Raw genomic sequence first — 24,429 nt, forward strand, 5'->3', positions numbered from 1 at the left:
CATGATGTTCAAGCCCCCGTATCTCGCTGCCGACCGACTCGACGCGCAGTTGCGCGACGTGGGGCATGCGGTGCTCGCGCCGTCCAGCCTCGTTCAAGGCCTGAGCTGCAGCGCCGCCGAACTCGCGCCGCTGCAGCCCTTCTGGAACGATCTGCCGGCCGACGCCTACCTGAAGGACGGCGGTCGCTACCGCTTCCGTCGCCACAGCTGCTTCGTGGCGCAAGACGGCGGGCTGACCCAGGCGCCGCACCGCGCCCACTGGCAGCCGCTGGACTACAACGCGCTGCACGGCGGCATCCAGCGCTGGTTCGAGCCGATGGCGCCGCAGGCCGTCGCCCAGCCGGGTTGGACGCAGATGCTGCTGGGCCTGGCCGGCGTCGCCTCGCGGCTGAAGGGCGAGCGGCCCTGGTTCATCGAGGCGCACCAGTTCCGCATCGATACGACCGACGGCATCGGCCGGCCGACGCCCGAGGGCGCGCACCGCGACGGCGTCGACCTGGTGGCCGTCTTCCTCGTAGGGCGGCAACACATCAAGGGCGGCGAATCGCGCGTCTTCGAGGCCCAGGGGCCGAACGGCCAGCGCTTCACGATGAGCGAGCCCTGGACCTTGCTGCTGCTCGACGACGAGCGCGTGATCCACGAGACGACGCCGATCCAGCCGGACGGCGAGCACGGCCACCGCGACACCCTGGTCGTCACCCTGCGGGCCGAGGGTTTTCAGGGGCCCTGACGGCGCCGCCCGCTACACTGCGCGCCGACCGCCACAAGCGGTCGCCCCTTTGTAACCACGCACCACGAGTGCCACAGCATGAACGCCATGACCGACCTGTCGCGCGTCCTCGCCGACCACGCGAGCGCCGCCTCCATCCCCTCCTCCCTCTTCGGCCTGCCCGACCAGCCCGCTCACGAGCGCGTGCTGCTGGCCGCCGACGAGCAGACCGGCCTCAAGGCCATCCTGGCCGTGCACAGCACCGCCCGCGGCCCCGCCTTCGGTGGCTGCCGCTTCTGGACGTATGACAACGAACTGGCCGCGCTGAACGACGCGCTGCGCCTGTCGCAGGGCATGAGCCTGAAGAACGCGCTGGCCGATCTGCCCTTCGGCGGCGGCAAGGCGGTGATCCTGAAGCCGGCCCAGTGGAACGCAAGCCAGTTCGATCGCCCCGCGCTGTTCGCCGCCTTCGCCCGCGCCGTGCAGTCGCTGGCCGGCAGCTACATCACCGCCGAAGACGTCGGCACCACGACGGCCGACATGCTGGGCATGCAGCAGATCACGCCCTACGTCAGCGGCATCCCCCGCGCCGGCGCCTTCGGTGGCGACCCGAGCCCGAAGACGGCCTGGGGCGTGTTCGTGTCGATCCGCGCCGGCGTCCGCCAGGTGCTGGGCCGTGAATCGCTGGAAGGCGTGCGCGTCGCGCTGCAAGGCCTGGGCGCGGTAGGCTGGCATCTGGCCGAGTTCCTGCATCAGGCGGGCGCGAAGCTGGTCGTGGCCGACATCGATGCCGCCAAGGTGGCGCGTGCCGTCGAGCAGTTCGGCGCGCAGGCGGTCGGCGTGCACGAGATCCTGGCGGCCGAGGTCGACGTCGTCGCCCCGAACGCGCTGGGTGCCACGCTGAACGCGCAGTCGATCCCGGCGCTGCGCGCCGCGCTGGTCTGCGGCGCGGCGAACAACCAGCTCGCCACCGCCGCCGACGGCGACGCGCTGCAGGCACGCGGCATCACCTACCTGCCCGACTATCTAGTCAATGCCGGCGGCATCATCAGCGTCGCCCGCGAGTACCGCAACGAGGGCGAGGAACAGGCCGTGATGGCCGAGGTGAGCAAGATCGGCGACCGCGTCGTCGAACTGCTGGAGCGCGTCAAGCACGAGGACTCGACGCCGGGCCGCGTGGCCGATGCCTGGGCCCGCTCCAAGCTGGTGAAGCCGGCCTGATCGGGGAACGACGCACCTCGGAAGAAGAAGAGGCCCCGCGGGGCCTCTTCTGTTTTCCGGGCCTCGATCAGGCCGCCAGGTGCTTGTCGAAGTGGTACAGCGTGCGCTCGAGCGCCGTTGCCGCGGCCCCGGCGTTGTACGAACCGCGCTGATCGCAGTTGAAGCCGTGGTCGGCGGCAGCGATGTGGACCTCGACCTCCGGATGGGCCTGCTCGAAGGCCTTCACCGTGTCCAAGGTGATGTGCTTGTCCTGGTCGCCGAAGTGGGCCATGGTTGGGACCTTGGGCTGGCGGGCGGGCTCCTTGCCCATCGTCATGCCGCCGCCGTAGTAGCAGACCGCGGCGGACAGGCCCTTGACGGACTCGGCCGAGCGCCAGGTCAGCAGGCCGCCCCAGCAGTAGCCGACGACGCCGACCTTGAGGCCGGCCTTGGCCACGTGATCAACGGCGGCCTGGATGTCCTGCAGCACGCCCGGCACCGGCAGCGCTTCGATGGCCGCCTTCAGTTGCACGCCGCGGGTCATGTCATCCGAGGTGTAGCCCAGTTGCACCTCGCGCTCGCTGCGGTCGAAGGTCGAGGGCGCGATGGCCAGGTAGCCGGCAGCGGCGAAACGGTCGGCCACCGAGCGGATGTGCGAGTTGACGCCGAAGATTTCCTGCAGCACGACGATGGCGCCCTTGGGCGCGCCGGTGGGCTCGGCGATGTACGCGGCCGATTGGAATCCGTCGGCGGCGGTCAGGGTGATGTGGCTTGGCATGTTTTGGATCCTCCAGTGGGGTCAGTCGTGTTTGCCGGCATCCTCGTCGAGCTTGCGCAGGAAGGCCAGCTTCTCACCTATCTTTACCTCCAGCCCGCGCGGCACCGGCTCGTACCAATGCGGCTCGGCCATGCCCTCGGGCAGATAGCTCTCGCCGGCAGCGTAGGCATGGGGTTCGTCGTGCGCATAGCGGTACTCGTGGCCATAGCCGAGTTCCTTCATCAGCTTGGTCGGCGCATTGCGCAGGTGCACCGGTACCTCGCGGCTCTTGCCGTCCTGCTTGATGAAGGCCCGCGCCGCGTTGTAGGCGTTGTAGCCAGCGTTGCTCTTGGCCGCGATGGCCAGATAGATCACCGCCTGGCCCAGCGCCAGCTCGCCCTCGGGGCTGCCGAGGCGCTCGAAAGTCAGCGCGGCATCGTTGGCGATCTGCATCGCGCGCGGGTCGGCCAGGCCGATGTCTTCCCAGGCCATGCGCACGATGCGGCGGGCGAGGTAGCGTGGGTCGGCGCCGCCATCGAGCATGCGCGTCAGCCAGTAGAGCGCGCCGTCGGGGCTGGAGCCGCGCACGGACTTGTGCAGCGCTGAGATCTGGTCGTAGAAGTTGTCGCCACCCTTGTCGAAGCGGCGGGCATTCAGGCTCAGCGCGTTGGTGATGAACTCGGCCGTGATCTCGTTGACGCCGGCCGCGCCGGCGGCCGTGTTGCACTGCTCCAGCAGGTTCAGGAAACGGCGGGCATCGCCGTCGGCGTAGCCGATGATCGTGTCGGCGGCCTTGTCGTCGAACACGAGGTGGCTCAGCGCCTGATCCTGCGCGCGCTTCAGCAGTTGCCGCAGCTCGTCCTCGCTGAGCGACTTCAGCACGTACACCTGCGCCCGCGAGAGCAGCGCGGAGTTGACCTCGAAGGACGGGTTCTCGGTGGTGGCGCCGATGAAGGTGAACAGGCCCGATTCGACGTGCGGCAGCAGCGCGTCCTGCTGCGACTTGTTGAAGCGGTGGATCTCGTCGACGAACAGGATCGTGTGCTTGCCCTGGGCGAGGTAGTGCTGCGCCTTCTCCATCGCCTCGCGGATGTCCTTGACGCCGGAGAACACGGCCGACAACGCGATGAACTCGCACTCGAACGCGGTGGCAGTGAGGCGCGCCAGGGTCGTCTTGCCGACACCCGGCGGGCCCCAGAAGATCATCGAATGCGCCTTGCCGGACTTGAACGCCAGCCGCAAGGGCTTGCCCTCGCCGAGCAGGTGGGACTGGCCGACGACTTCGTCCAGGGTCTTCGGCCGCAGCAGTTCGGCCAGCGGCGCCGCCGGTTCGGCGGAAAACAGATCTCGCATCAGGCGATTGTCGCAGTCAGTGCGCGGCCGCAGCCCTCGGCTGGGGCTTCATCAATGCCAGCACCTCACGCGACAGTTGCTCCGCCAGGCTCTGCTCGGCGACGAACACCTCGCCCAGTTCGGCATCGCGCAGCAGCTTGGCCTCGTCCTCGCTGAGCGCGCGCAGCAGCACGCGGACCGTCGGGTTCAGTTGCCGGGCCGTCGCCACCATCCGCTGGGCGTGGACGCTGTCGCCACCGGTGACGACCAGCACCGCCGCCTGGGCAATGTGCGCCTGGATCAGCACGGCGGGGTCGCTCGCATCGCCGCTCACCGCCGCGATGCCACGCTCGCGCAGGCTCTCGACCAGCTCGCGCTGCTGCTCCGCAACGACGATGGGCACGCCCTGCGCGATCAGCGCGTCGGCCAGCCGCCGGCCGACGCGGCCGAAGCCGACCAGCACGACCTGGCCATGCAGCCGCTCCTGGTCGGTGTCCATCGGCAGTTCGCCGAGCGGGTCGTCGCGCGCTTCCATGCGGCGCGCCCAATCGGAGCGGCGCAGGATCCAGGCCTTGGCCGGTTCGATGGCCGCGAACAGCAGGGAGTTCAGGGCGATCGAGATCAGCGCGCCGGCGAGGATCAGGCTCTGCCCCTGCTCCGGCAGCAGCTTCAGGCTCACGCCCAGGCCCGCCAGGATGAAGGAGAACTCGCCGATCTGGGCCAGGCTCGCGCCGACCGTCAGCGCCGTGTTCAGCGGGTACTTGAAGGCCAGCACCAGCGCCACCGCGGCCAGCGTCTTGCCGACCACGATCACCGCCACCACGGCCAGCACCATCAGCGGCTCCTGGATCAGCACGCGCGGATCGAACAGCATGCCGACCGAGACGAAGAACAGCACGGCGAAGGCATCGCGCAAGGGCAGCGACTCGTCGGCGGCGCGGTGGCTGTAGGCCGACTCGCGCATCATCATCCCGGCGAAGAAGGCGCCGAGCGCGAAGGACACGTCGAACAGCACGGCCGAGGCATAGGCCACGCCGATCGCCACCGTCACCGTGCAGAGCGTGAACAGCTCGCGCGATCCGGTGCCGGCCACGGCGAACAGCACTTTCGGGAACACACGCCGACCCACCACCAGCATCAGCGCGATGAAGGCAGCGACCTTGGCGAGCGTGATGCCGACGGTACCGGCCAGGTCCGTGCTGCCTGCCCCGGAGAGGATGCCCGCCAGCGGCGGCAGCAGCACCAGTACGAGCACCATCACCAGGTCTTCGACGACCAGCCAGCCGACGGCGATGCGGCCGTTCGCCGATTCGAGCTGGCCCTGCGCTTCCAGCGCGCGCAGCAGCACGACGGTGCTGGCCACCGAGAGCGACAGCCCCAGCACCAGGGCGGCGCCAAAGCTCCAGCCCCACCAGAACTCAGCGATCACCAGGCCCAGCGCCGTGGCCACGCCGATCTGCACGATGGCCCCGGGCACCGCGATGCGCTTGACCGACAGCAGGTCGCCCATCGAGAAATGCAGCCCGACGCCGAACATCAGCAGCATCACGCCGATTTCGGCCAGTTGGCCGGCGAGATGCACGTCACCGACGAAGCCCGGCGTGGCAGGACCTATCGCGATGCCCGCAAGCAGGTAGCCGACCAGCGGCGGCATGCGCAGCCGCGCGGCGAGATAACCGAAGACCATGGCCAGGCCGAAGCCGGTGGCGATCGTCGAGATCAGGCTGAAATGGTGCTCCATCGATCGAGCTTACTGCTCGATCAGGTCGGCGCCGCTGGGCAGCACGAACCTGAATTTGTCGGCCGGCATCGGCACGTTGGTGTTCACCGACGAGAACTGCAGCAGCGAGCGCTGGCCGAAGCCGTCGACGACATCGATCGCGTCCAGCTCCTTGCCGCGGAACCCGATCTTGAGGCTCTGCAGGCCACCGTCGGCCTGCTTGGGCGTCGCCTGCACCCAGTCGACGCCGTTCTCGCTGGGCAGGGCCTTCAGCGTGAAGTCGCGGTCGAGGTTGGTGCCGGCCAGCAGCGCGGCGGGCGTGGCACCGAGCGCCTTGTCCATCTTGCGCGAACTGGCCTGGTTCAGATCGGGATCGTAGATCCAGACCTTCTGACCATCACCGACGATGGTCTGCTGGAAGGGCTTGGTGTAGACGAAGCGGAACTGGTCCGGGCGCTGGAAATCGAAGGTGCCCGACGAGGTCTTCTTTTTCTTGCCGTCCGGCGAGCTGACCGTCTGCGTGAACTGCGCGGTGCCGCTCTTGACCTCGGCCACAAAGCCCTTCAGGGCCTGCAGCGCGTCGGCATGGGCGAGAAATGGACTCGCCACGAGCAGCGTGGCCACAAGCATCGGTTTCAGCGTCATCTTCGGTTTCTTCATTCGTCTCGCTTCGGGATGATCAGGTCACGGCTGCCGTTGGTGTTCATCGCGCCGACCAGGCCGGATTTCTCCATCTGCTCCAGCAGGCGCGCAGCCCGGTTATAGCCGATGCGCAGATGTCGCTGCACCAGCGAGATCGAGGCCCGGCGATGCTGCAGCACGATGGCGACCGCCTGGTCGTACATCGCATCGCTTTCGCCGCCACCCTCGCCTGCCGGCGCGCCGGACACCTCGCCGCCGCCGACGCCTTCGAGCACGCCGCCCTCGAGGATGCCCTCGATGTAGTTCGGCTCGCCCTGCGTCTTCAGGTATTCGACGACGCGGTGGACCTCGTCGTCGCTGACGAAGGCGCCGTGGACGCGGATCGGCAGGCCGGTGCCGGAGGCCATGTAGAGCATGTCGCCCATGCCCAGCAGTGCCTCGGCGCCCATCTGGTCGAGGATGGTGCGGCTGTCGATCTTGGAACTGACCTGGAAGGACAGGCGGGTCGGGATGTTGGCCTTGATCAGGCCGGTGATGACGTCGACCGAGGGCCGCTGCGTCGCCAGGATCAGGTGGACGCCGGCTGCGCGGGCCTTCTGCGCCAGGCGGGCGATCAGCTCCTCGATCTTCTTGCCGACGACCATCATCAGGTCGGCCAGCTCGTCGATGACGACGACGATGAAGGGCAGGCGCTCCAGCGGCTCGGCGCCCTCGGGGCTCTCGGCCATCAGGCTGAAGGGGTTGGGAATCTTCTCGCCCCGCTCGGCCGCGTCGGCGATTTTCTTGTTGTAGCCGGCCAGGTTGCGCACGCCCATCTTGCTCATGAGCTTGTAGCGCCGCTCCATCTCGCCGACACACCAGTTCAGCGCATTGCCGGCCTGCTTCATGTCGGTGACCACGGGCGCGAGCAGATGCGGGATGCCCTCGTAGACGCTCATTTCCAGCATCTTCGGGTCGATCATGATCAGGCGCACGTCGCGCGCCTCGGCCTTGTAGAGCAGGCTCAGGATCATCGCATTGATGCCGACGGACTTGCCCGAGCCGGTGGTACCGGCCACCAGGCAGTGCGGCATCTTGGCCAGGTCGGCGACGACCGGCGCGCCGACGATGTCCTTGCCCAGCGCCATCGTCAGCAGCGAGGCGGCATCGGCATAGACCTGCGAGCCGAGGATCTCGCTGAGCTTGATCGTCTGGCGGCGCGCATTGGGCAACTCCAGCGCCATGTAGTTCTTGCCGGGAATCGTCTCCACCACGCGGATGCTGACGAGGCTCAGCGAGCGCGCCAGATCCTTCGCGAGGCCGACGATCTGCGAGCCCTTGACGCCGGTGGCCGGCTCGATCTCGTAGCGGGTGATGACCGGGCCCGGCGAGGCGGCCACGACGCGAACCTCGACGCCGAAATCGCGCAGCTTCTTCTCGATCATCCGAGAGGTCATCTCGAGCGACTCGGGCGTCACCGTCTCCTGGCGCGGCGGCGCGGCGTCGAGCAGGTCGACCTGCGGCAGCTTGGCGTCGCCGGCATCGGTGAACAGGGTCTGCTGGCGCTCCTTGGCGACGCGCGTGGACTTGGGCACCTCGACCACCGGCGGCTCGATGATGATGGGCTCATGGTCCTCGACCACATGGCGCTCGACCTCGACGACCTTCTCGCGCTCCTGCGCGGCCTTTTTGCCGACCTTCTTGTCCTCGACGATCTCGCGGCGCTCGACGCGGTGCTCGCGCATCTCGTCGATCCGCGTGCCCAGCGTCTCGGCCAGGCGCAGCCAGGAGAACTTCAGCGCCAGCGCCGAGCCGGCCAGCAGGCCCGCGATCCAGGCAACGCCTGACCCCGCGAAGCCGAGCATCTTCATGCTCCACGGACCCAGCACATAACCCAGCACGCCGCCGGCGTGACCGGGCAGACGGCCTTCCCAGCCGTAGAGGCGGGTCCATTCGAGGGCGCTGCTCGATGCCATCAGGAGCAGCAGGCCAGCGAACCAGATCGAGGCGCTGCGCAGATTGGGCGCGGGCTCGGCGGCGTCCGCGCGCAGCAGGCCGGCCAGGCTCGCCAGCCAGCGGCGCAGGCCGATCAGGGGCAGCCACCAGCAGGAATAGCCGAAGGTGAACAGCAGCAGGTCGGAGGCCCAGGCACCCAGCGCGCCGACTTTGTTGCCATAGAGCTCGCGGCTGCCGGAGCTGGTGAAGGCGGCGTCGCGCGCGTCGTGCGTGACCATGGCCAGCACCAGCAGGCACCACAGCACCGCGCCAACGATCAGCCACAGCGGCGTGCGAAGCGGATTGCCGCGCTGCGGCGGCGCCTGCACGGCGGCCTTGCGGCTCTGGCGTTTGTAGACTTTCTCGACCGGGGGCGGGACGACGACTTCGTCATCGTCCGCGCGCATCGAACTCAGGGGAAAACTCATGCGCCAATTGTGGCGCATGACAGCGAGGAGTCAGCCGATCAAGCTGTAAGCAATCTCAGTCGTGCTGCAGCCGTTCCTTGATGACGACCGAGCCGTTCTCCAGCGTCTCGATGACGCCCTTGTCCTCGAGGTCCTTCATCACACGGCTGACCATCTCGCGCGAAGCACCGACGACCTTGGCCATGTCCTGGCGCGAGACCTTGCCGCGGATGATCTTCACGCCCTTCTCTTCCTCGGCCATGTCGAGCAAGGTGCGGGCGACGCGGCCGTACACGTCCAGCAGGGCCAGCGATTCGATCTGGCGGTCGGCGCTACGCAGGCGGGCGACGAGACCGCGAAGGATCGCGTACGACAGGCTGCTGCTGTCCGGCAGGCAGCGGGCGAACTCGTTGCGGCCGAGCACCAGCATGTCGGTCTGCACCTCGGCGCGGACGGTGGCCGAGTGCGGCTCGTTGTCGATCAGGCTCATCTCGCCAACGTAGTCGCCGTTCTGCAGCACGGCGAGGATCACCTCGCGTCCGCGCGAATCGGCCGTCAGCACGCGGGCGCGGCCGTTCAGCAGGATGAAGAGCGCATTGGATTTGGTGCCCTGCTCGACGATCAGTTCGCCGCGCTTGAAGCGGCGCTTGACGACGCTGTCCGCAATGGACTGGGCCTGATCGGTGGTCAGCAGGGAGAACAGGGGTACTCGGCGAATCAGGTCCAGATTGGACAACATTGCCATGAACGGCCTCCTCGGATTGTGGTCTGTCGAAAGCAGGCCGGAGCTGACGGGCCGGCTTGCCTAGAATGGACGCATTGTGCCAACTCGATCACGGTTTCACATAGGGTGTAGCCGTATGAAGCCGATCGATTTGGACGTTTGGACAACACTCCCGCTCTTGCGCGCAAAGCGCCCGCCCCAACATCAGTCCCATGACCCAAGCCACCCAACACCATTCGCTGCTGATCCTTGGTTCCGGCCCGGCCGGCTACACCGCTGCCATCTATGCAGCCCGTGCGAACCTGAAGCCCGTGCTGATCACCGGCATGGCCCAGGGTGGCCAGCTGATGACGACGACCGAGGTGGACAACTGGCCCGCCGACGTGATGGGCGTGCAGGGCCCGGAGCTGATGCAGCGCTTCCAGGAGCACGCCGAGCGCTTCCAGACGCAGATCATCTTCGACCACATCAATGAGGTCGACTTCTCGAAGCGCCCGTTCACGTTGAAGGGCGATAGCGGCAGCTACACCTGCGACGCGCTGATCATCGCCACCGGCGCCTCGGCCAAGTACCTGGGCCTGGACAGCGAGCAGGCCTTCATGGGCCGCGGGGTCAGTGGTTGCGCCACCTGCGACGGTTTCTTCTACCGCGACCAGGAAGTCTGCGTCGTCGGCGGCGGCAACACGGCCGTCGAGGAAGCGCTGTACCTGTCCAACATTGCCAGCAAGGTCCACGTGATCCACCGCCGCGACAAGTTCCGCGCCGAGCCGATCCTGGTGGACAAGCTCAACGCCAAGGCGGCCGAAGGCAAGGTGCAGTTGCACCTATTCAACACGCTGGACGAAGTGCTGGGCGACCAGAGCGGCGTCACGGGCGTGCGCATCAAGAGCACCAAGGACGACACGACGACGACCGATCTGAAGCTGCAAGGCTGCTTCATCGCCATCGGCCACCAACCGAACACCGACATCTTCAAGGGCCAGTTGGAGATGAAGGATGGCTACATCATCACCAAGAGCGGCCTGAACGGCTTCGCCACGATGACCAGCGTGCCCGGCGTGTTTGCCGCCGGCGACGTGCAGGACCACATCTACCGCCAGGCCATCACCAGTGCCGGCACGGGCTGCATGGCCGCGCTGGACGCGCAGCGCTTCCTGGAGCAGAACGCCGCCTGAATAGGACGTTAGCCATTTGGCTGCTATACTCGCGGGCTTGCTCGCTGGATGGACCGCATTTCCTGGGAATGAAAACCGAGGAACTTAGCGAGCAATAGCGGTCATGTGGCTGCGCCTTGTGGGTGGAAAACTTTCCCAGGGCAGCTGGTCAGTCGTCAGAAGTCAACCTATTGGAGAAGCGTCATGGCACGCGTCTGTCAAGTCACGGGCAAGAAGCCCATGGTCGGGAACAATGTCTCCCACGCCAACAACAAAACCAAGCGCCGGTTCCTGCCGAACCTGCAATACCGCCGCTTCTTCCTGGAAAGCGAAAACCGCTTCATCCGCCTGCGCATCTCCAACGCTGCTCTGCGACTGATCGACAAGGTCGGCATCGAGCAAGTCGTTGCCGATCTGCGCGCCAAGGGCGAGCTGTAATCCACACGTCCAGGAATTAAGGAGCAATCACCATGGCATCCAAAGGCGGACGCGAAAAGATCAAGCTGGAGTCCACTGCGGGCACCGGCCACTTCTACACCACGAACAAGAACAAGAAGACGACGCCCGAAAAGCTCGAATTCATGAAGTTCGATCCCAAGGCACGCAAGCACGTGCTGTACAAGGAAATCAAGCTGAAGTAATCGCCCGGCGATTCATCAGCGAAAAACCCGCCATGCGCAAGCAAGGCGGGTTTTTTCTTGGCCGCGAAACAAGCGCTATTTAGCGTTTGCGGGTCCGAACTCCTGCTTGAACCAGTTGTCGATCATCCGTTTCTCGTAGCGCAGCGGATCGCCGTCCGAGTACGAATTGAAGCCGGTCATGTAGGCCAAGTCCCTCAGTCGCGACTCGCCGCGGCGCAACTCCACGCCGTTCTCGCTCACCACGTAGCGGAGCTGGATCGACGGGCCGTCCGCCCTGTCGCGCAGGATGCGGATGTCCGTGCCATTACGACGCGGCTCCACACGGCCCGCCAGGTCGACGTCGGTGATCTCGATCTTCAGGTCCTTGCCCGGCAGCGTCGTCTCACCGACCTTCTGGAAGTGCTTCTGCAGCGCTTCCAGATAGTCATCCTGGCGGCGGAAATTGGCACCCTCGATGTCGATGAACTGATCGGGCTTGACGAAGCTCACCTCGACGGCAGCACTCACCCAGGCTCCGCTCAGTGCAAGCGTCAGCATGACGACGGTTTTGGCAATCTTCATGACAGGCTCCTTTTCCAATGCGCTTCTTCCTTGAAGTCTAGGCGCAGCACCCAAAAAAAAGACGCCCCGGAGGGCGTCTTTTACTTGCGGCAACAGAGAGTGCAGCCGGGATCAGATCCGCGCAGCACGCAGGTTCATCGAGAAGCTGCGCAGCTCGGCGATGCCGCTCTCCTCGGCGCGGCGGCACCAGGCCTGCAGGTCGGCCACCAGTTGCTCGGCGGAGACGTTCGTGCGAGTCCACAGCTGGCGCAGCTCTTCGCGCATGGTCACCAGCTTGTCCAGCACCGGGCTGTCGGCGCGGGCGCCGGCCATGTGCGGATGCTGGTCGGCCGGAATGTTCTCGACATCGCGGTGCAGCCAGCGCTGGGCGGCCTTGAACTGCGCCCACTTGGCGGCGTTCTGCTCCTTCTGCTCCTTCATGCGAGCCAGTTCGGCGGCGCAGGCGGACTTCAGGTTGCGGCCATAGGCGGCCATCAGCTCGTAGCGGTTGGCGATGATCGCCTCCAGCGTTTCCTTGTCGGCCGGCTTGACCTCGCCCTGGACCAGCTTGGGCACCGTCTTGCGAACCTTGGCCCAGCCCAGCATCTCGAACAGGCGGATGTAGCCCCAGCCGATGTCGAACTCGTACGGCTTGACCGAGAACTTGGCCGAGGTCGGGTAGGTGTGATGGTTGTTGTGCAACTCTTCGCCGCCGATCCAGAAGGCCCACGGCGAGACGTTGCGCGAAGCGTCCGGCGCTTCGAAGTTGCGGTAGCCCCAGTAGTGGCCGATGCCGTTGATCACGCCGGTCGCCCAGACCGGGATCCAGGCCATCTGGATCGCCCAGATCGTCAGGCCGATCGAGCCGAACAGCGCCAGGTTGATGATCATCATCAGGCCCACGCCCTGCCAGGAATAGCGGCTGTACAGGTTGCGCTCGATCCAGTCGTCGGGCGTGCCGACACCGAACTTCTTCAGCGTCTCTTCGTTGCCGGCCTCGGCGCGATACAACTCGACGCCGGTCAGCAGCAGGGCCTTCAGGCCGCGCGTCTGCGGGCTGTGCGGATCGTCCTCGGTCTCGCACTTGGCGTGGTGCTTGCGGTGCACGGCGACGAATTCCTTCGTCACCATGCCGGTCGTCAGCCACAACCAGAAGCGGAAGAAGTGCGACGGGATGGGTCCCAGGTCCAGCGCGCGGTGCGCTTGCGCACGGTGCAGGAAGATCGTCACGCCGAGGATCGTGAAATGCGTCATGACCAGCGTGTAGGCCACGATTTGCCAGGCGCTGGCATCGGCCAGGCCGGAGCCCAGCCACTGCACCAAGGCATCACGAACGGTCGTCAGGAGGTCCATGCGGTCTTTCTGCCCAGCTTCTGGGCACCAATTTGGGTAAAAACGCCTGGGATTGTAGGCGATCCACCCAGGAACACCGACGCAAAAGTCGCGCCGGACTGAGCTTTATCAAGCGATTGGGGCTCTTGTGAAGCCTTCGCCTCGAATTGACCTAAGTTCGCTCCCACACGGCGGCAAAGAAGCCGTCCGTCTGGTGCCGATGCGGCCACAGCCGCAGATAGCCGTTCTCGGTCAGGCTCTCGGCCTGCTCGACATGGGCCTTGGCCAGCGCCTCGTCGGCCGGCACCAGCTTGAACGCCGGGTGGGCCGCCGCGAAAGCCTCAGCCACCTGTTCGTTCTCCGCGTCGAGCAGGCTGCAGGTGGCGTAGACCAGCCGGCCTCCCGGCTTCACAAGCCGCGCGGCACTGGCCAGGATCGCGCCCTGCTTGACCTGCAATTCCCCTATACCTTGGAGCGACTGGCGCCACTTCAAGTCCGGATTGCGGCGCAGCGTACCCAGGCCCGAGCACGGCGCATCGACCAGCACGCGGTCGATCTTGCCGGCCAGGCGCTTGACCCGATCGTCCCGCTCATGGGCGATCTGGGCCGGATAGACGTTGGAAAGCCCACTGCGCGCCAGCCGCGGCTTCAGCGCCGCCAGCCGGTGGCCGGAGATGTCGAAGGCGTAGAGCCGGCCGGTATTGCGCATCGCCGCGCCGATCGCCAAGGTCTTGCCGCCGGCGCCGGAGCAGAAGTCGACGACCATCTCGCCGCGCTTGGCATCCAGCAGCAGCGCCAGCAACTGGCTGCCCTCGTCCTGCACTTCGACCGCACCGCTGGTGAAGACCTCCAGCTTTTGCAGCGCCGGCTTGCCCTGCACGCGCAGGCCCAGCGGCGAATACGGCGTCGCCTCCGCCTCGACCTTGGCGGCCACCAGCGCCGCCTGCGCGTCCTCGCGCTTGGCCTTCAGCGTGTTGACGCGCAGATCCAGCGGCGCGGCCTCGTTCATGCTGTCGGCCAGCTGCCAGAACTCGGCCTCGCCGAGGCGCTGCTGCAGGGGCTCGGCCAGCCATTCGGGCAGGTTGTGGCGAAACCGCGCGGGCAGATGCGCGCGATCGATCTTCTGCACCTGCTCCAGCCAGATCTTTTCCTTGTCGTTGAGCGCGCCACGCAGGAAGGCCTGGTCGCCCTGCCAGCCCAGCATCGCCAGGCGCCGCTCGAGCGGGCCGCTGCCGGATTCGGCCAGGTTTTTCAGCAACGGCCGCAAACGCAGCACGGCATAGGTGGTTTCGGCCAGCACATGGCGTTCGCGCTGGCCGAGGTTCTTGTTCTTGCGGAAAAAGCTGGAGACGACGCTGTCGGCCGGCGAGTCCAGCAGCAGCACGTCGCGCAGCAGTTGGGCGGTCAGTTCGAGGAGAGCATTAGGGTGCATGGGGCGGGATTATCCCAGGCACCCCGCCCGCTCGAAATCAAGGTCAATGCGCATCGGCGTGCTGCGAGGCCGCGATGATCGCCTGCTCGTCCAGTTTCGCGCCGTTCAGGAACAGGTTCAGCAGCACCGCGCTGAGCGAGGTCAGCAGGATGCCGGACTCGACCAAGGTCGACAGGCTGTGCGGCATCCACTGCTTGAAGTTCGGTGCGATCAGCGGGATCATGCCGATCCCGATCGACACGGCGACGATCATCGCGTTGTGGCGATTGGTCTTGAAATCGACGCCGGACAGGATGCGGATGCCGGTCGCGGCCACCATGCCGAACATCACGATGCCGGCCCCACCCAGCACCACCGTCGGCAGCGATTCGACCAGCGCCGCCATCTTCGGCAACAGGCCCAGCACGAGCAGGATCAAGCCGCCGGCCACGCAGACGAAACGGCTCTTCACGCCGGTGACCGCCACCAACCCGACGTTCTGCGAGAAGCTCGTGTACGGGAAGGTGTTGAAGATGCCGCCGATCAAGGTGCCCAGGCCGTCGGTGCGCAGGCCGCGCGCCAGGTCCGGCTGCGTTAGCTGACGATCCGTCATCTCGCCGAGTGCGAGGAACATGCCGGTCGATTCAATCATCACGACGAGCATCACCAGCGACATCGTGAGGATCAGCACCGGGTCGAACTGCGGCATGCCGAAGTGGAAGGGCATCACCACCTCGAACCAGGCCGCCTTGCCGACCTTCTCGAAGCTCATCAGGCCCAGCGCCGCGGCTACCACCGCGCCGATGACGATGCCCAGCAACACTGAAATATTGGCGACGAAGCCCTTCGCGTACTTGCAGATCCCCAGGATAGCCACCAGCACCAGCGCCGCCACGCCCACGCCGGTCAGGTCGGCATAACGCGGATTCGGGACGGTGGGCAGGATCGAGAAGCCCTTCGGCACCGGCGGCAGCGCACTGCCCGGCGCACTGACCGCCGCCAGCCATTTCGCATGAGCCGGATCGACGATGGACGGCGCCGTCGGCCCGAACGGGTTGCCGAAGATCCAGTTGATGCCCACGCGCATCAGGCTGATGCCGATGACGGCGATGATCGTGCCGGTCACCACCGGCGGGAAGAAGCGCAGCATCCGGCTGACCAGCGGCGCGACGAGGATAGACACGACACCGGCGCCGATGATCGAGCCGAACAGCAGCGGCGCACCCTCCGGCCCCGGGTTCGCATTGGCGATCGCGATCATCGGTGCCACCGACGCGAAGGTCACACCCATCATCACCGGCAGCCGCACGCCGAACCACTGCGTGGCGCCAAGCGCCTGGATCAAGGTGACGAGGCCGCAGCAGAACAGGTCGGCCGAGATCAGCAGCGCCACGTCCTCCGGGCTCAGCTTCAGCGCGCGGCCGATGATCAGCGGCACGGCCACCGCGCCGGCGTACATCACCAGCACGTGCTGCAGGCCCAGCGCCAGCAGCTTGCCCGACGGCAGCCACTCGTCGACCGGGTGCACGGGCTTCAGGGGAACGGGTGCATTCATGCTGTCTCGAGCCTCCGGGGAAATCGGCATGACCGTTTGGTGACCGGCAGAGCGTAGGCGCTCCTGGCTGATCGATAAAGCGGGAGAATCAGATAAATACATCAGGGATTTCGATGAAACCATCGATGACCGAGCTGCGCGCCTTCGCCACCGTCGCGGAGACGGGCCACTTCACCCGCGCGGCCGAGCAACTGGGCCTGTCGCAATCGGCGCTGAGCGCGGCGATCGTCAAGCTGGAGAAGCTGATGGGCACGCGGCTGTTCGACCGCCACACCCGCACCTGCCGGCCGACCGATGCCGGCGTCGCACTGCTGCCCGCCACGCTCCGGCTGCTGGCCGACTGGGATCAGCTGCTGGCCAGCGGCCGGGACTTCGCCGCGAACGCGCGCGGCCGTGTCGACGTGGCCGCGCCGAATGCCCAGTGCGCGCTGCTGCTGCCGCCGGTGATCAAGGCCTTCCGCGCCGCGCACCCGAACGTGCGGCTGGTGCTGCACGACGTGCCCGAGCACGAGGTCCATGCGCTGGTGCGCAAGGGCACGGCCGACCTCGGCATCGCCACACAGACCGATGCCCGCGCCGACCTGCTGCTGACGCCGCTGGCCACCGACCAGTTCATCGTCGCGATGAGCCCCGAGCACCGGCTGGCTTCGCGCCGCGCGCTGGAGTGGTCGCAGCTGGCGCGCGAGCCGGTCATCGGCTACCTGCCCGGCAATCCGGTTCGCCATCTGCTCGACGAGAAGCTGGCGGAGCGCGGCATCAAGCTCGATTACGTCCACGAGGTCGCCCTGCCCTGGACGGCCATCGGCCTGGCGCGTGAAGGCCTGGGCGTGGCCGTCGTCACGATGGCGCTGCGCCCGCTGGCCGCCTGGCACGGGCTGGCGGTGCTGCCGGTGTCGCGCCCGCAACTCGCCCGCACGCTGGGCCTGCTGCGGGCGCCGGGCAACACGCTGTCGCCGGCTGCGGCGGCCTTCCGCGAATGCCTGCTGGGCCGGCCTCAGCCGGCGACCGCAGGCATTCGCTAGGATCCGACCCATGAATTCAGACCTGCCCCCGCTTCCCGACACGCCGCCCGGCCGCTACCGCCACTACAAAGGCGGCGAGTACGAAGTCATCGGCTGCGCCCGCCACAGCGAGACGCTGGAGCCAGTGGTCGTCTACCGGCCGCTCTATAACGACAGCGGCCTGTGGGTCCGCCCGCACGCGATGTTCTTCGGCACGCTGGAAGTCGACGGACGCACGGTGCAACGCTTCGCCAAGTCCCCATGAGCCTGCTGCGTTCGCTGCGTCACCGCCCGCGCCTGATCTGTTCGATCGCGCTGGCATTGGTCCTGCCCTGGCTGCTGCCGGATTCCGTACCTGCACCGACGCGAGCCCTGATCGGCTGGGACGCCGGGGTCTGGCTCTACCTCGCGCTGCTGCTGCAGATGATGTTCAAGGAGAACGGCAGTTCGCACCTGCAGCGTACGGCGCAGGCGAATGCCGACAGCATGTGGGCCGTGCTGATGGTCGCCACGCTGGGCGCGACGGCCAGCCTCGTCGCGGTGGCGCTGGAGCAGTCGCAGGTCAAGCAGGGCCTCGGCACGCTGCACGGCCTGCCCTACCTGGTGCTGGTGATCAGCACGGTGGTCGGTTCCTGGCTGCTGCTGCCGGTGGAGTTCGCGCTGGCCTATGCCGGCATCTACCACCAGGACAGCGCGAAGGGCACGGAGCCGCACGGCCTGGAGTTCCCCGGCCAGGACGATCACCCGGATTACCTGGACTTCATGTACTTCGCGATCACGCTGGCCGCCACCTCGCAGACCTCGGACGTGGCCGTCAGCTCGCGGCCAATGCGCCGCCTGGTGCTGATCCACGCGGGGCTGTCTTTCGTCTTCAACACCTGCGTGCTGGCGCTGACGATCAATATCCTGGCCGGCCTGATCAGCTGAAGAAGGCCTGCGATTCGCCGCCGGTGTGGCGCACGACGCCACCGGCATCGATGGCAAGTTGACCCTCGACGAACCAGCGCACCGCGCTCGGGTACATCCGGTGCTCCAGCTTCAGAATGCGCGCCGACAGGCTCGCCTCGTCGTCGCCCGGCAGGACGGGCACGACCGCCTGCGCGACGATCGCACCATGGTCCAGCTCGGCGGTGACGAAGTGCACCGTCGCCCCGGCGAGCTTGCAGCCTGCCTCCAGCGCACGCCGATGCGTGTGCAGACCGGTGAAGGCCGGCAGCAGCGAGGGGTGGATGTTGAGCATCCGGCCGGCGTAGTGCGCGGTGAAGCCGGGCGTGAGGATCCGCATGAAGCCGGCCAGCACGAGGAGGTCGGGCGCGTAGCCGTCGATCGTGCGCTGCAGCTCGGCATCGAAGGCCTCGCGGCTCTCGAAAGCCTGGTGATCGACCACGGCGGTAGCGATGCCGTGCTCCTGCGCGAAAGTCAGGCCCTCGGCGCTGGGCCGGTTGCTGACCACCGCGGCGATCCTGGCCGGCCAAGCTTCGGCCGCACAGGCCTTCACGATGGCCTCCATATTGGAGCCCCGCCCCGAGACCAGGATCACTACGCTTTTCATCGGGCGGCAGTGTAACAATCGCCCTCCCCATGAAGATCCAATCCCGCGCCACTCCTCGCGTCCTCTCCGGCATGCGCCCCACCGGCGCACTGCACCTCGGCCACTACCACGGCGCGCTGAAGAACTGGGTGCGCCTGCAGAGCACGCACGACTGCTTCTTCTTCGTCGCCGACTGGCATGCGCTGAGCACTCAGCACGAGCGCCGCGACGACCTGGAGAAGAACGTCTACGACATGGTCGTCGACTGGCTGGCCGCCGGCATCGACCCCGAGCAGGCCACGCTCTTCATCCAGAGCCGCATGCCCGAGCACGCCGAGCTGTTCACGCTGCTGGCGATGAGCACGCCCACCGCCTGGCTCGAACGCACCCCCAGCTACAAGGCGCAGACCGAGGCAGACCGCGAGCCGGCCACCTTCGGTTTCCTCGGCTACCCGTTGCTGCAGGCCGCCGACATCCTGATCTACAAGGCCGGCTTCGTGCCGGTCGGCGAGGACCAGGCCGCGCACGTGGAGGTCACGCGCGAGGTCGCGCGCCGCTTCAACCGGATCTACGGTGCCGGGCAACCCATCCTGCCCGAGCCGCAGGAACTGCTGACCGAAACCTCGCGCCTGCCCGGCCTGGACGGCCGCAAGATGAGCAAGAGCTATGGCAACGGGATCGCGATGCGCGACACGCCCGAAGCCACCGCCGAAAAGATCCGCACGATGCCCACCGACCCGCAGCGCGTGCGCCGCAGCGACGCCGGCGATCCGGCGCGCTGCCCGGTCTGGCCGCTGCACCAGCTCTACACCGACGAGGCGACGCGCCTCCAGCTCGATGAGGGTTGCAGGACCGCCGGCATCGGCTGCCTGGACTGCAAGCAGCCGCTGATCGAGGCGATCCAGCGCGAGCAGGCACCCTGGCGCGAGCGTGCCGACGAGTACCTGAACAACCCGAAGCAGGTGCACTGGATCGTCGAAGTGGGCACCGAGCGCGCCCGCGCCGTCGCCCGCAAGACACTGCGCGAGGTGCGCAGCGCCATGGGCCTGAACTACTGAGCGGCAAGAGATGGCCGGCATCCACATCACCGACATCGAAGCCGCCATCAACTGGTGGCGCGCGAAGAAGCCTTCGCCCGACGGCGTCAGCGCCTGCGCCGAGGTGCGCGCGCTGGCGACCGTCTACGCGCTGATGGTTTACTACCGCGAAAGCGAGTGCGACGAGGACTCGATGCCCGCCGTCGCCAAGGACGCCTGGCTCGGCTGGTACGAGAGCACGCCCGACGCGCCCTGCATCGCGATCTGCTCGACCAGCCAGGGCGACGAAATCTGCAAGGGCTGCGGACGCACCTTCGACGAGGTGCAGAACTGGCCCGTGATGACACCGGCCGAGAAACGCGTCACCTGGCACCGCATCTCGATCGAGGCCACCGCCTGGCGCTTCAACCGCTATGCGGAGCGGGCGCGCGAGTCCACTGGCGTCGATCATCCGCAAGACCCGCGTTGAAGAACTCCGTCCTGACCGACCTGCGGCGCATGCTGCCGCTGGCTTGGCCCGTCTTCATCGGCCAGATCGCCGTACTCAGCTTCGCCACCGTCGACACGCTGCTGCTGGCGCGCTACTCGAACATCGACCTCGCCGCGCTGTCGATCGGCGCGGCGGTCTACATCAGCGTGTTCGTCGGGCTGATGGGCATCGTGCTGGCGGTCTCGCCGATCGTCGGCCAGCTATTCGGCGCGGGCGAGCTGGAAGCGTCCGGCGATCAGCTCCATCAGGCCGTGTGGACCGCGCTCGGCCTGGCCGTGCTGGGCGATCTGGCGCTGCTGTTCCCGGGGCCGTTCCTGGCGATCTCGCACGTCGGGCCGGAGGTCGAATCGCGCGTGCGCGACTACCTGTTGGCGCTGGCCTTCGCGCTGCCGCCCGCCCTGGTGTTCATGGCCTACCGCGGCTTCAACGTTGCTGTGTCGCGGCCCAAGGTCGTGATGGCGCTGCAGGTCGGCGGGCTGCTGGCCAAGATCCCGCTGTCGAACTGGATGATCTTCGGCGGCCACGGCATGCCCGAGTTGGGCAGCCTGGGCTGCGGCGCGGCCACGGCCATCGTCATGTGGGTGCAGGCGCTGGCGGCGCTGGTCGTACTGCGCAAGGACCCGTTCTACGAGCGCTTCGGCCTGCATCGCGGCGCCCGCCTGCAGCGGCCCGACTGGCCGAAGCTCGCCAAGCTGCTGAAGCTGGGCATCCCGATGGGCGCGGGCCTGATGATCGAGGTGACGGGCTTCACCTTCATGGCCCTGTTCATCGCCCGGCTCGGGCCGACGATCGTCGCCGGCCACGAACTGGCCGTGAACCTCGTCGCGATGATGTTCATGCTGCCCTACGCGATCGGCAACGCGGCGGGCACTCTCGTGGCGCAACGCATCGGCGCCGATGACCTGGAGGACGCGCGCCGCCTCGGCTGGCACGGCATCGTTATCGGCCTGGGTTTCGCCTTCGTGCTCGGCGCCGCCGTGTTCTTCGGCCGCGTGCAGGTGCTGGGCCTGTACACGCGCGACGCGGCGCTAGTGGCAGCAGCCCTGCCGCTGCTGCTGTGGGTCTGGCTGTTCCACGTCAGCGACGCGGTGCAGACGGTGGCGGCCTTCGTGCTGCGCGCCCACCATATCGCCACCGCGCCGATGATCATCTACACGCTGGCCTTGTGGGGCGTGGGCCTCGGTGGTGGCAACTGGCTCGCCTTCGGCGGCGTGGCCTGGGTGCCACCGCTGCTGCAGGGCGCCTCAGGCTTCTGGTTTGCAGCCACACTGGGCTTGCTGCTCGCGGCGATCGGGCTCAGCGTGCTGCTGGCCCGGGCGCACTGGAAAGAGTTGCAGAACCCTAGGCTGCCAGCGCCGGCACGCTGAACACGAACACGCTGCCACCGCCATCGCGCGATTCGCAGCGCACCTGCCCGCCATGGCGCTGGGCAATCTGCTTGACCAGGCTCAGGCCCAGCCCCACGCCACCGGCTTGTTCGGCGTGGCCGGGCAAGCGGAAGAAGGCTTCGAAGATGCGATCACGCATCGTCTCCGGCACGCCAGGGCCGCGGTCGCAGACGCGGAACTCGGCACGGCCGCCATTGCGCTGCACCTCCAGCCGCACCTCTGCGCCGCCGTAGCGACGGGCGTTCTCCAGCAGATTGCGCAGCGCGCGGCGCAACAGACGGTCCTCACCGCTGACCTTCAGCGTCGCCAGGCCGTCGGCCGGTTCGAAGTCGGCATCAACGCGCGCAGCCTCCTCGGCCGCCATGCCGATCAGGTCCACCGCTTCGTTCTGAGGAGCCTGGCCACCGGCTTCCAGCCGACTGGCCAGCAGCACTTCTTCGACCAGCGCATCCAGCTCGGCAATGTTGGTATTGATCTCGGTGCCCAGGCGCGCGCGGGCGGCGGGGCTCGCTTCATCGAGCATCGCGAAAGCCATCTTCAGCCGCGCCAGCGGCGAGCGCAGCTCATGGCTGGCGTTGGCCAGCAAGGTGCGGTTGGAGCGCAGCAGCGCCTCGATCTGATCGGCCGCGCGGTTGAAGCTGACGGCCAGCGCCGCCACTTCGTCATTGCCATGGTCATTGACCCGGTGCGAGAACTTGCCGGCGCCGAACTGCTCGACGCCGCGCTTCAGGCCTTCGAGCCGCCGCGTCAGCCGACGCACGACCGGATAGGCGCCCAGCGCCACGCCCAGGAACAGCAGCACGAGCACGACGGCCAGGGCCTCGCCGCCGGTGCGATGCGACATCCATGGGATCGGCCAGATCGATTCCTCGCGCTGCTGGAACTGGCCGCCCGGCGCATACGGCACGGTCGTCACCACCGGGCCGGACGCACCCAGAGGCGCTGTCGGACCCGGCGGGTAGGTTCCCGGCGGCCGCAACGCGCGGATCACGATCAGCTTGCGGCCATCCTCGAACGAGACCTGCACGACGCGTGCACCAGGCTCGTCCTCGCGCTTCTCGAAGAGGTCATTGGCGGCGATGCGCTCGCCCTTGGTGTCCGTCAGGGACAGCGCCATGCGAAGCCGCTGGCCCCATTCGAGCAAGGCCTCGGCCTGCTGCTCGCGCGGGGCATCGGCCGCCGGCAAGGCGTGGTAGATCAGCTGGGCGATAGCCGTGAGCCGCTCGGTGGCGGCCGCATCGGCATTGCCCCGCTCCTGCTCCATCTGGCGTTGGAACAGCCAGCCGGAGCCGAAGGCAAAGGCCATCAGGAGGACCACCAGGGTCAGGTAGATGCGCAGGTACAGCGATTTCATGATCAGCGCATCTTGGCATGCCAGCCCTGGCGAGGCGGGGCAGGAAATTCCCTGAAAAGAATCAGCCCTCGGCGTCCTGCTTCTTCGCGAAGACGTAGCCGACGCCGCGCACCGTCAGCACTCGGCGAGGCGTCTTCGGGTCTTCCTCGATGACCGAGCGGATGCGCGAGATGTGCACATCGATCGAGCGATCGAACGCGTCCAACGGATGGCCCTTCAGAGCGTCCATGATCTGGTCGCGCGAGAGCACGCGGCCCGGGCTCTGCGCCAGCACGACCAGCAGGTCGAATTGGTGGCTGGTCAGGTCGCAGGCCTTGCCGTCCAGCCGGGCCATCCGGGCGGCCAGGTCGATCTCCAGGCGGCCGAAGCGCAGCACGTCGTCACCGGCAGCCTGCGGCTCCAGCCGGCGCAGCAGCGCCTTGATGCGGGCCTGCAGTTCGCGCGGCTCGAAGGGCTTGGGCAAGTAGTCGTCGGCACCCAGCTCCAGGCCGAGGATGCGGTCCATCGGCTCGCCGCGCGCCGACAGCATCAGCACCGGCATGCGGCGCATCTGCGCGTCGCTGCGCAGCTCGCGGCAGAAGTCCAGGCCATCGCCGTCGGGCAGCATCAGGTCCAGCACGATCAGGTCCGGCACGTCGCCGGCCAGCACCGCGCGAGCGGCGGCCAGCGAGCCGGCCACCTGGACCTCGAAGCCCGCGGCGCTCAGGTAGTCGTTGAGCATCGCCGTCAGGCGGGCGTCGTCGTCGATCAACAGCAGTCTTGCGGTCATGGCAGTGGTCAGGACCGACCGTGCCGAAGCATGGTGCAGGCGGTCGGATTCATAGGTCGGGGTCTGAAGCATAAACGAGCCCTCCGTCAAGAAATGCAAAGAGCCGACCAGGATTGGCCGGCGGTTTCGGGATCAGCTATCGGATCACTGGGCAGCCGTGCTGTGGCGTGCCTTCATACGCTCAGCCATGCGCGCCTCGCGCTTGGCCATCTTGGCCGCCAGCGTGGCGCGCTGAGCCGGGGTCAGCACATTGGCCGCGGCGATCATGGCCTGGCTCATGCGCTTGCTGATCTGTTCGCGCACCGTCGAGCCCTGCTGGCGCAGCGACTCGATCGCATTCGCATCGATCTGCGGTGCGGCGAACAGCGCCTCGGCCTGCTTGTGCAGATCGAACTCCTGCTTCATCAGCGGCTTCACGTCGGCGCGGGCAGACTGCATGATCGTCTTCACCTGGGTCCGCTGCGCGTCGGTGGCATCGGCGGCGTCGAGCATGTGCTCGGCTTCCATGCCGTCCATCCCCATGCCGGGGCCGCCGCGATGCGGGCCTTGCGCCTGCGCGGCCAGGCCGCTCAGCGCCAGTGCCGACGCGATGGCACCGATCTTGAGTCCACGAACCATATTCAGCTTCAACATCTCTGCTCTCCGAGGGAGGTGATTGGGTGAAGCGAATGATGGCGGCGGTGCGTTAGCCGCCCATGCCATCGTGGTAAAGATCGGTTAAGGTGGATCGTAACTTTTGATGGCTGTCAAGCAACTTTACG

General features: G+C 67.2%; 25 protein-coding genes. 11 read left to right on the top strand and 14 right to left on the bottom strand.

What is annotated here, in order from left to right:
- Nucleotide 1 precedes the first annotated feature (1 nt).
- Nucleotides 2–730 carry a 2OG-Fe dioxygenase family protein gene (locus SNE35_RS16490; RefSeq protein WP_320424019.1) on the top strand — a complete coding sequence of 243 codons (729 nt, stop codon included), beginning with the start codon at nucleotides 2–4 and terminating at the stop codon, nucleotides 728–730.
- Between the two features lie 78 nt (nucleotides 731–808).
- Nucleotides 809–1,930, top strand: coding sequence for a Leu/Phe/Val dehydrogenase (locus SNE35_RS16495; protein WP_320424020.1), 1,122 nt, complete (start codon nucleotides 809–811; stop codon nucleotides 1,928–1,930).
- Nucleotides 1,931–1,997: 67 nt separating this feature from the next.
- Here the strand turns inward: SNE35_RS16495 and SNE35_RS16500 are convergent, their stop codons facing one another.
- Genes SNE35_RS16500 through SNE35_RS16525 form a run of 6 tightly spaced genes read right to left on the bottom strand, consistent with a single transcriptional unit; the run spans nucleotide 1,998 to nucleotide 9,486 of the window.
- On the bottom strand, nucleotides 1,998–2,687 hold the full coding sequence (locus tag SNE35_RS16500) for a dienelactone hydrolase family protein (protein WP_320424021.1): 690 nt from the start codon (nucleotides 2,685–2,687) through the stop codon (nucleotides 1,998–2,000).
- Between the two features lie 21 nt (nucleotides 2,688–2,708).
- Nucleotides 2,709–4,019: a replication-associated recombination protein A gene (locus SNE35_RS16505; protein WP_320424022.1), complete on the bottom strand. Its 1,311-nt coding sequence runs from the start codon at nucleotides 4,017–4,019 to the stop codon at nucleotides 2,709–2,711.
- A gap of 16 nt (nucleotides 4,020–4,035) precedes the next feature.
- The gene (locus tag SNE35_RS16510; RefSeq protein WP_320424023.1) at nucleotides 4,036–5,739 is read right to left on the bottom strand and encodes a cation:proton antiporter domain-containing protein; all 1,704 of its coding nucleotides are present in this window, start codon (nucleotides 5,737–5,739) and stop codon (nucleotides 4,036–4,038) included.
- Nucleotides 5,740–5,748: 9 nt separating this feature from the next.
- Nucleotides 5,749–6,378: an outer membrane lipoprotein periplasmic chaperone LolA gene (gene lolA / locus SNE35_RS16515; protein WP_320424024.1), complete on the bottom strand. Its 630-nt coding sequence runs from the start codon at nucleotides 6,376–6,378 to the stop codon at nucleotides 5,749–5,751.
- Nucleotides 6,375–8,762: a DNA translocase FtsK gene (locus SNE35_RS16520; RefSeq protein WP_320424025.1), complete on the bottom strand. Its 2,388-nt coding sequence runs from the start codon at nucleotides 8,760–8,762 to the stop codon at nucleotides 6,375–6,377. Before SNE35_RS16520 ends, lolA begins: the two co-directional genes overlap by 4 nt.
- A 55-nt stretch (nucleotides 8,763–8,817) precedes the next feature.
- Nucleotides 8,818–9,486 carry a Crp/Fnr family transcriptional regulator gene (locus tag SNE35_RS16525; protein WP_077036841.1) on the bottom strand — a complete coding sequence of 223 codons (669 nt, stop codon included), beginning with the start codon at nucleotides 9,484–9,486 and terminating at the stop codon, nucleotides 8,818–8,820.
- A gap of 191 nt (nucleotides 9,487–9,677) precedes the next feature.
- Here SNE35_RS16525 and trxB point away from each other — a divergent pair, with 191 nt between their 5' ends.
- The 3 genes from trxB to rpmG all read left to right on the top strand — a co-directional run bounded on the left by trxB (nucleotide 9,678) and on the right by rpmG (nucleotide 11,260).
- Complete coding sequence (trxB, locus tag SNE35_RS16530) at nucleotides 9,678–10,640, top strand: thioredoxin-disulfide reductase (protein WP_320424026.1); 963 nt, start codon at nucleotides 9,678–9,680, stop codon at nucleotides 10,638–10,640.
- Nucleotides 10,641–10,823: 183 nt separating this feature from the next.
- The gene (rpmB, locus tag SNE35_RS16535) at nucleotides 10,824–11,057 is read left to right on the top strand and encodes a 50S ribosomal protein L28 (RefSeq protein ID WP_320424027.1); all 234 of its coding nucleotides are present in this window, start codon (nucleotides 10,824–10,826) and stop codon (nucleotides 11,055–11,057) included.
- Between the two features lie 32 nt (nucleotides 11,058–11,089).
- The gene (gene rpmG / locus SNE35_RS16540; protein WP_025564431.1) at nucleotides 11,090–11,260 is read left to right on the top strand and encodes a 50S ribosomal protein L33; all 171 of its coding nucleotides are present in this window, start codon (nucleotides 11,090–11,092) and stop codon (nucleotides 11,258–11,260) included.
- Nucleotides 11,261–11,335: 75 nt separating this feature from the next.
- On the opposite strand, the gene SNE35_RS16545 is transcribed toward rpmG, so the two are convergent.
- From SNE35_RS16545 to SNE35_RS16560, 4 genes are all read right to left on the bottom strand, one after another.
- Nucleotides 11,336–11,821, bottom strand: coding sequence for a DUF3016 domain-containing protein (locus tag SNE35_RS16545; RefSeq protein WP_320424028.1), 486 nt, complete (start codon nucleotides 11,819–11,821; stop codon nucleotides 11,336–11,338).
- Nucleotides 11,822–11,932: 111 nt separating this feature from the next.
- Nucleotides 11,933–13,153, bottom strand: a complete 1,221-nt coding sequence (locus SNE35_RS16550) for a DesA family fatty acid desaturase (RefSeq protein ID WP_320424029.1) — start codon at nucleotides 13,151–13,153, stop codon at nucleotides 11,933–11,935.
- 151 nt (nucleotides 13,154–13,304) lie between these two features.
- Nucleotides 13,305–14,564, bottom strand: a complete 1,260-nt coding sequence (locus tag SNE35_RS16555; RefSeq protein WP_320424030.1) for an RsmB/NOP family class I SAM-dependent RNA methyltransferase — start codon at nucleotides 14,562–14,564, stop codon at nucleotides 13,305–13,307.
- 43 nt (nucleotides 14,565–14,607) lie between these two features.
- Complete coding sequence (locus SNE35_RS16560; protein WP_320424031.1) at nucleotides 14,608–16,098, bottom strand: nucleobase:cation symporter-2 family protein; 1,491 nt, start codon at nucleotides 16,096–16,098, stop codon at nucleotides 14,608–14,610.
- Nucleotides 16,099–16,211: 113 nt separating this feature from the next.
- On the opposite strand from SNE35_RS16560, the gene SNE35_RS16565 reads away from it, so the two are divergent.
- Genes SNE35_RS16565 through SNE35_RS16575 form a run of 3 tightly spaced genes read left to right on the top strand, consistent with a single transcriptional unit; the run spans nucleotide 16,212 to nucleotide 18,026 of the window.
- Nucleotides 16,212–17,120, top strand: a complete 909-nt coding sequence (locus SNE35_RS16565; RefSeq protein WP_320424032.1) for a LysR family transcriptional regulator — start codon at nucleotides 16,212–16,214, stop codon at nucleotides 17,118–17,120.
- 10 nt (nucleotides 17,121–17,130) lie between these two features.
- Nucleotides 17,131–17,364, top strand: coding sequence for a DUF1653 domain-containing protein (locus SNE35_RS16570; protein WP_320424033.1), 234 nt, complete (start codon nucleotides 17,131–17,133; stop codon nucleotides 17,362–17,364).
- Nucleotides 17,361–18,026, top strand: a complete 666-nt coding sequence (locus SNE35_RS16575) for a DUF1345 domain-containing protein (protein WP_320424034.1) — start codon at nucleotides 17,361–17,363, stop codon at nucleotides 18,024–18,026. Before SNE35_RS16570 ends, SNE35_RS16575 begins: the two co-directional genes overlap by 4 nt.
- On the opposite strand, the gene purN is transcribed toward SNE35_RS16575, so the two are convergent.
- Nucleotides 18,019–18,651 (bottom strand): phosphoribosylglycinamide formyltransferase, encoded by a 633-nt coding sequence (gene purN, locus SNE35_RS16580; RefSeq protein ID WP_320424035.1) that lies wholly within the window; start codon nucleotides 18,649–18,651, stop codon nucleotides 18,019–18,021. The two genes, SNE35_RS16575 and purN, sit on opposite strands and share 8 nt — an antisense overlap.
- A 29-nt stretch (nucleotides 18,652–18,680) precedes the next feature.
- Here purN and trpS point away from each other — a divergent pair, with 29 nt between their 5' ends.
- Genes trpS through SNE35_RS16595 form a run of 3 tightly spaced genes read left to right on the top strand, consistent with a single transcriptional unit; the run spans nucleotide 18,681 to nucleotide 21,524 of the window.
- The gene (gene trpS / locus SNE35_RS16585) at nucleotides 18,681–19,688 is read left to right on the top strand and encodes a tryptophan--tRNA ligase (protein ID WP_320424036.1); all 1,008 of its coding nucleotides are present in this window, start codon (nucleotides 18,681–18,683) and stop codon (nucleotides 19,686–19,688) included.
- A gap of 10 nt (nucleotides 19,689–19,698) precedes the next feature.
- Nucleotides 19,699–20,136, top strand: coding sequence for a DUF3717 domain-containing protein (locus tag SNE35_RS16590; protein WP_320424037.1), 438 nt, complete (start codon nucleotides 19,699–19,701; stop codon nucleotides 20,134–20,136).
- Nucleotides 20,133–21,524 (top strand): MATE family efflux transporter, encoded by a 1,392-nt coding sequence (locus SNE35_RS16595; protein WP_320424038.1) that lies wholly within the window; start codon nucleotides 20,133–20,135, stop codon nucleotides 21,522–21,524. The genes SNE35_RS16590 and SNE35_RS16595 overlap by 4 nt, the downstream gene beginning before the upstream one ends.
- Here the strand turns inward: SNE35_RS16595 and SNE35_RS16600 are convergent.
- The 3 genes from SNE35_RS16600 to SNE35_RS16610 form a co-directional block, all read right to left on the bottom strand.
- On the bottom strand, nucleotides 21,499–22,899 hold the full coding sequence (locus tag SNE35_RS16600) for a sensor histidine kinase (RefSeq protein ID WP_320424039.1): 1,401 nt from the start codon (nucleotides 22,897–22,899) through the stop codon (nucleotides 21,499–21,501). The two genes, SNE35_RS16595 and SNE35_RS16600, sit on opposite strands and share 26 nt — an antisense overlap.
- A 61-nt stretch (nucleotides 22,900–22,960) precedes the next feature.
- Entirely contained in the window at nucleotides 22,961–23,668 is a 708-nt protein-coding gene (locus SNE35_RS16605) for a response regulator transcription factor (protein WP_320424040.1), read from the bottom strand.
- A gap of 144 nt (nucleotides 23,669–23,812) precedes the next feature.
- Entirely contained in the window at nucleotides 23,813–24,301 is a 489-nt protein-coding gene (locus SNE35_RS16610; protein ID WP_320424041.1) for a Spy/CpxP family protein refolding chaperone, read from the bottom strand.
- Between the last annotated feature and the right edge of the window lie 128 nt (nucleotides 24,302–24,429).

This window comes from Roseateles agri, from assembly GCF_034043675.1.
Classification (GTDB): domain Bacteria; phylum Pseudomonadota; class Gammaproteobacteria; order Burkholderiales; family Burkholderiaceae_C; genus KK5.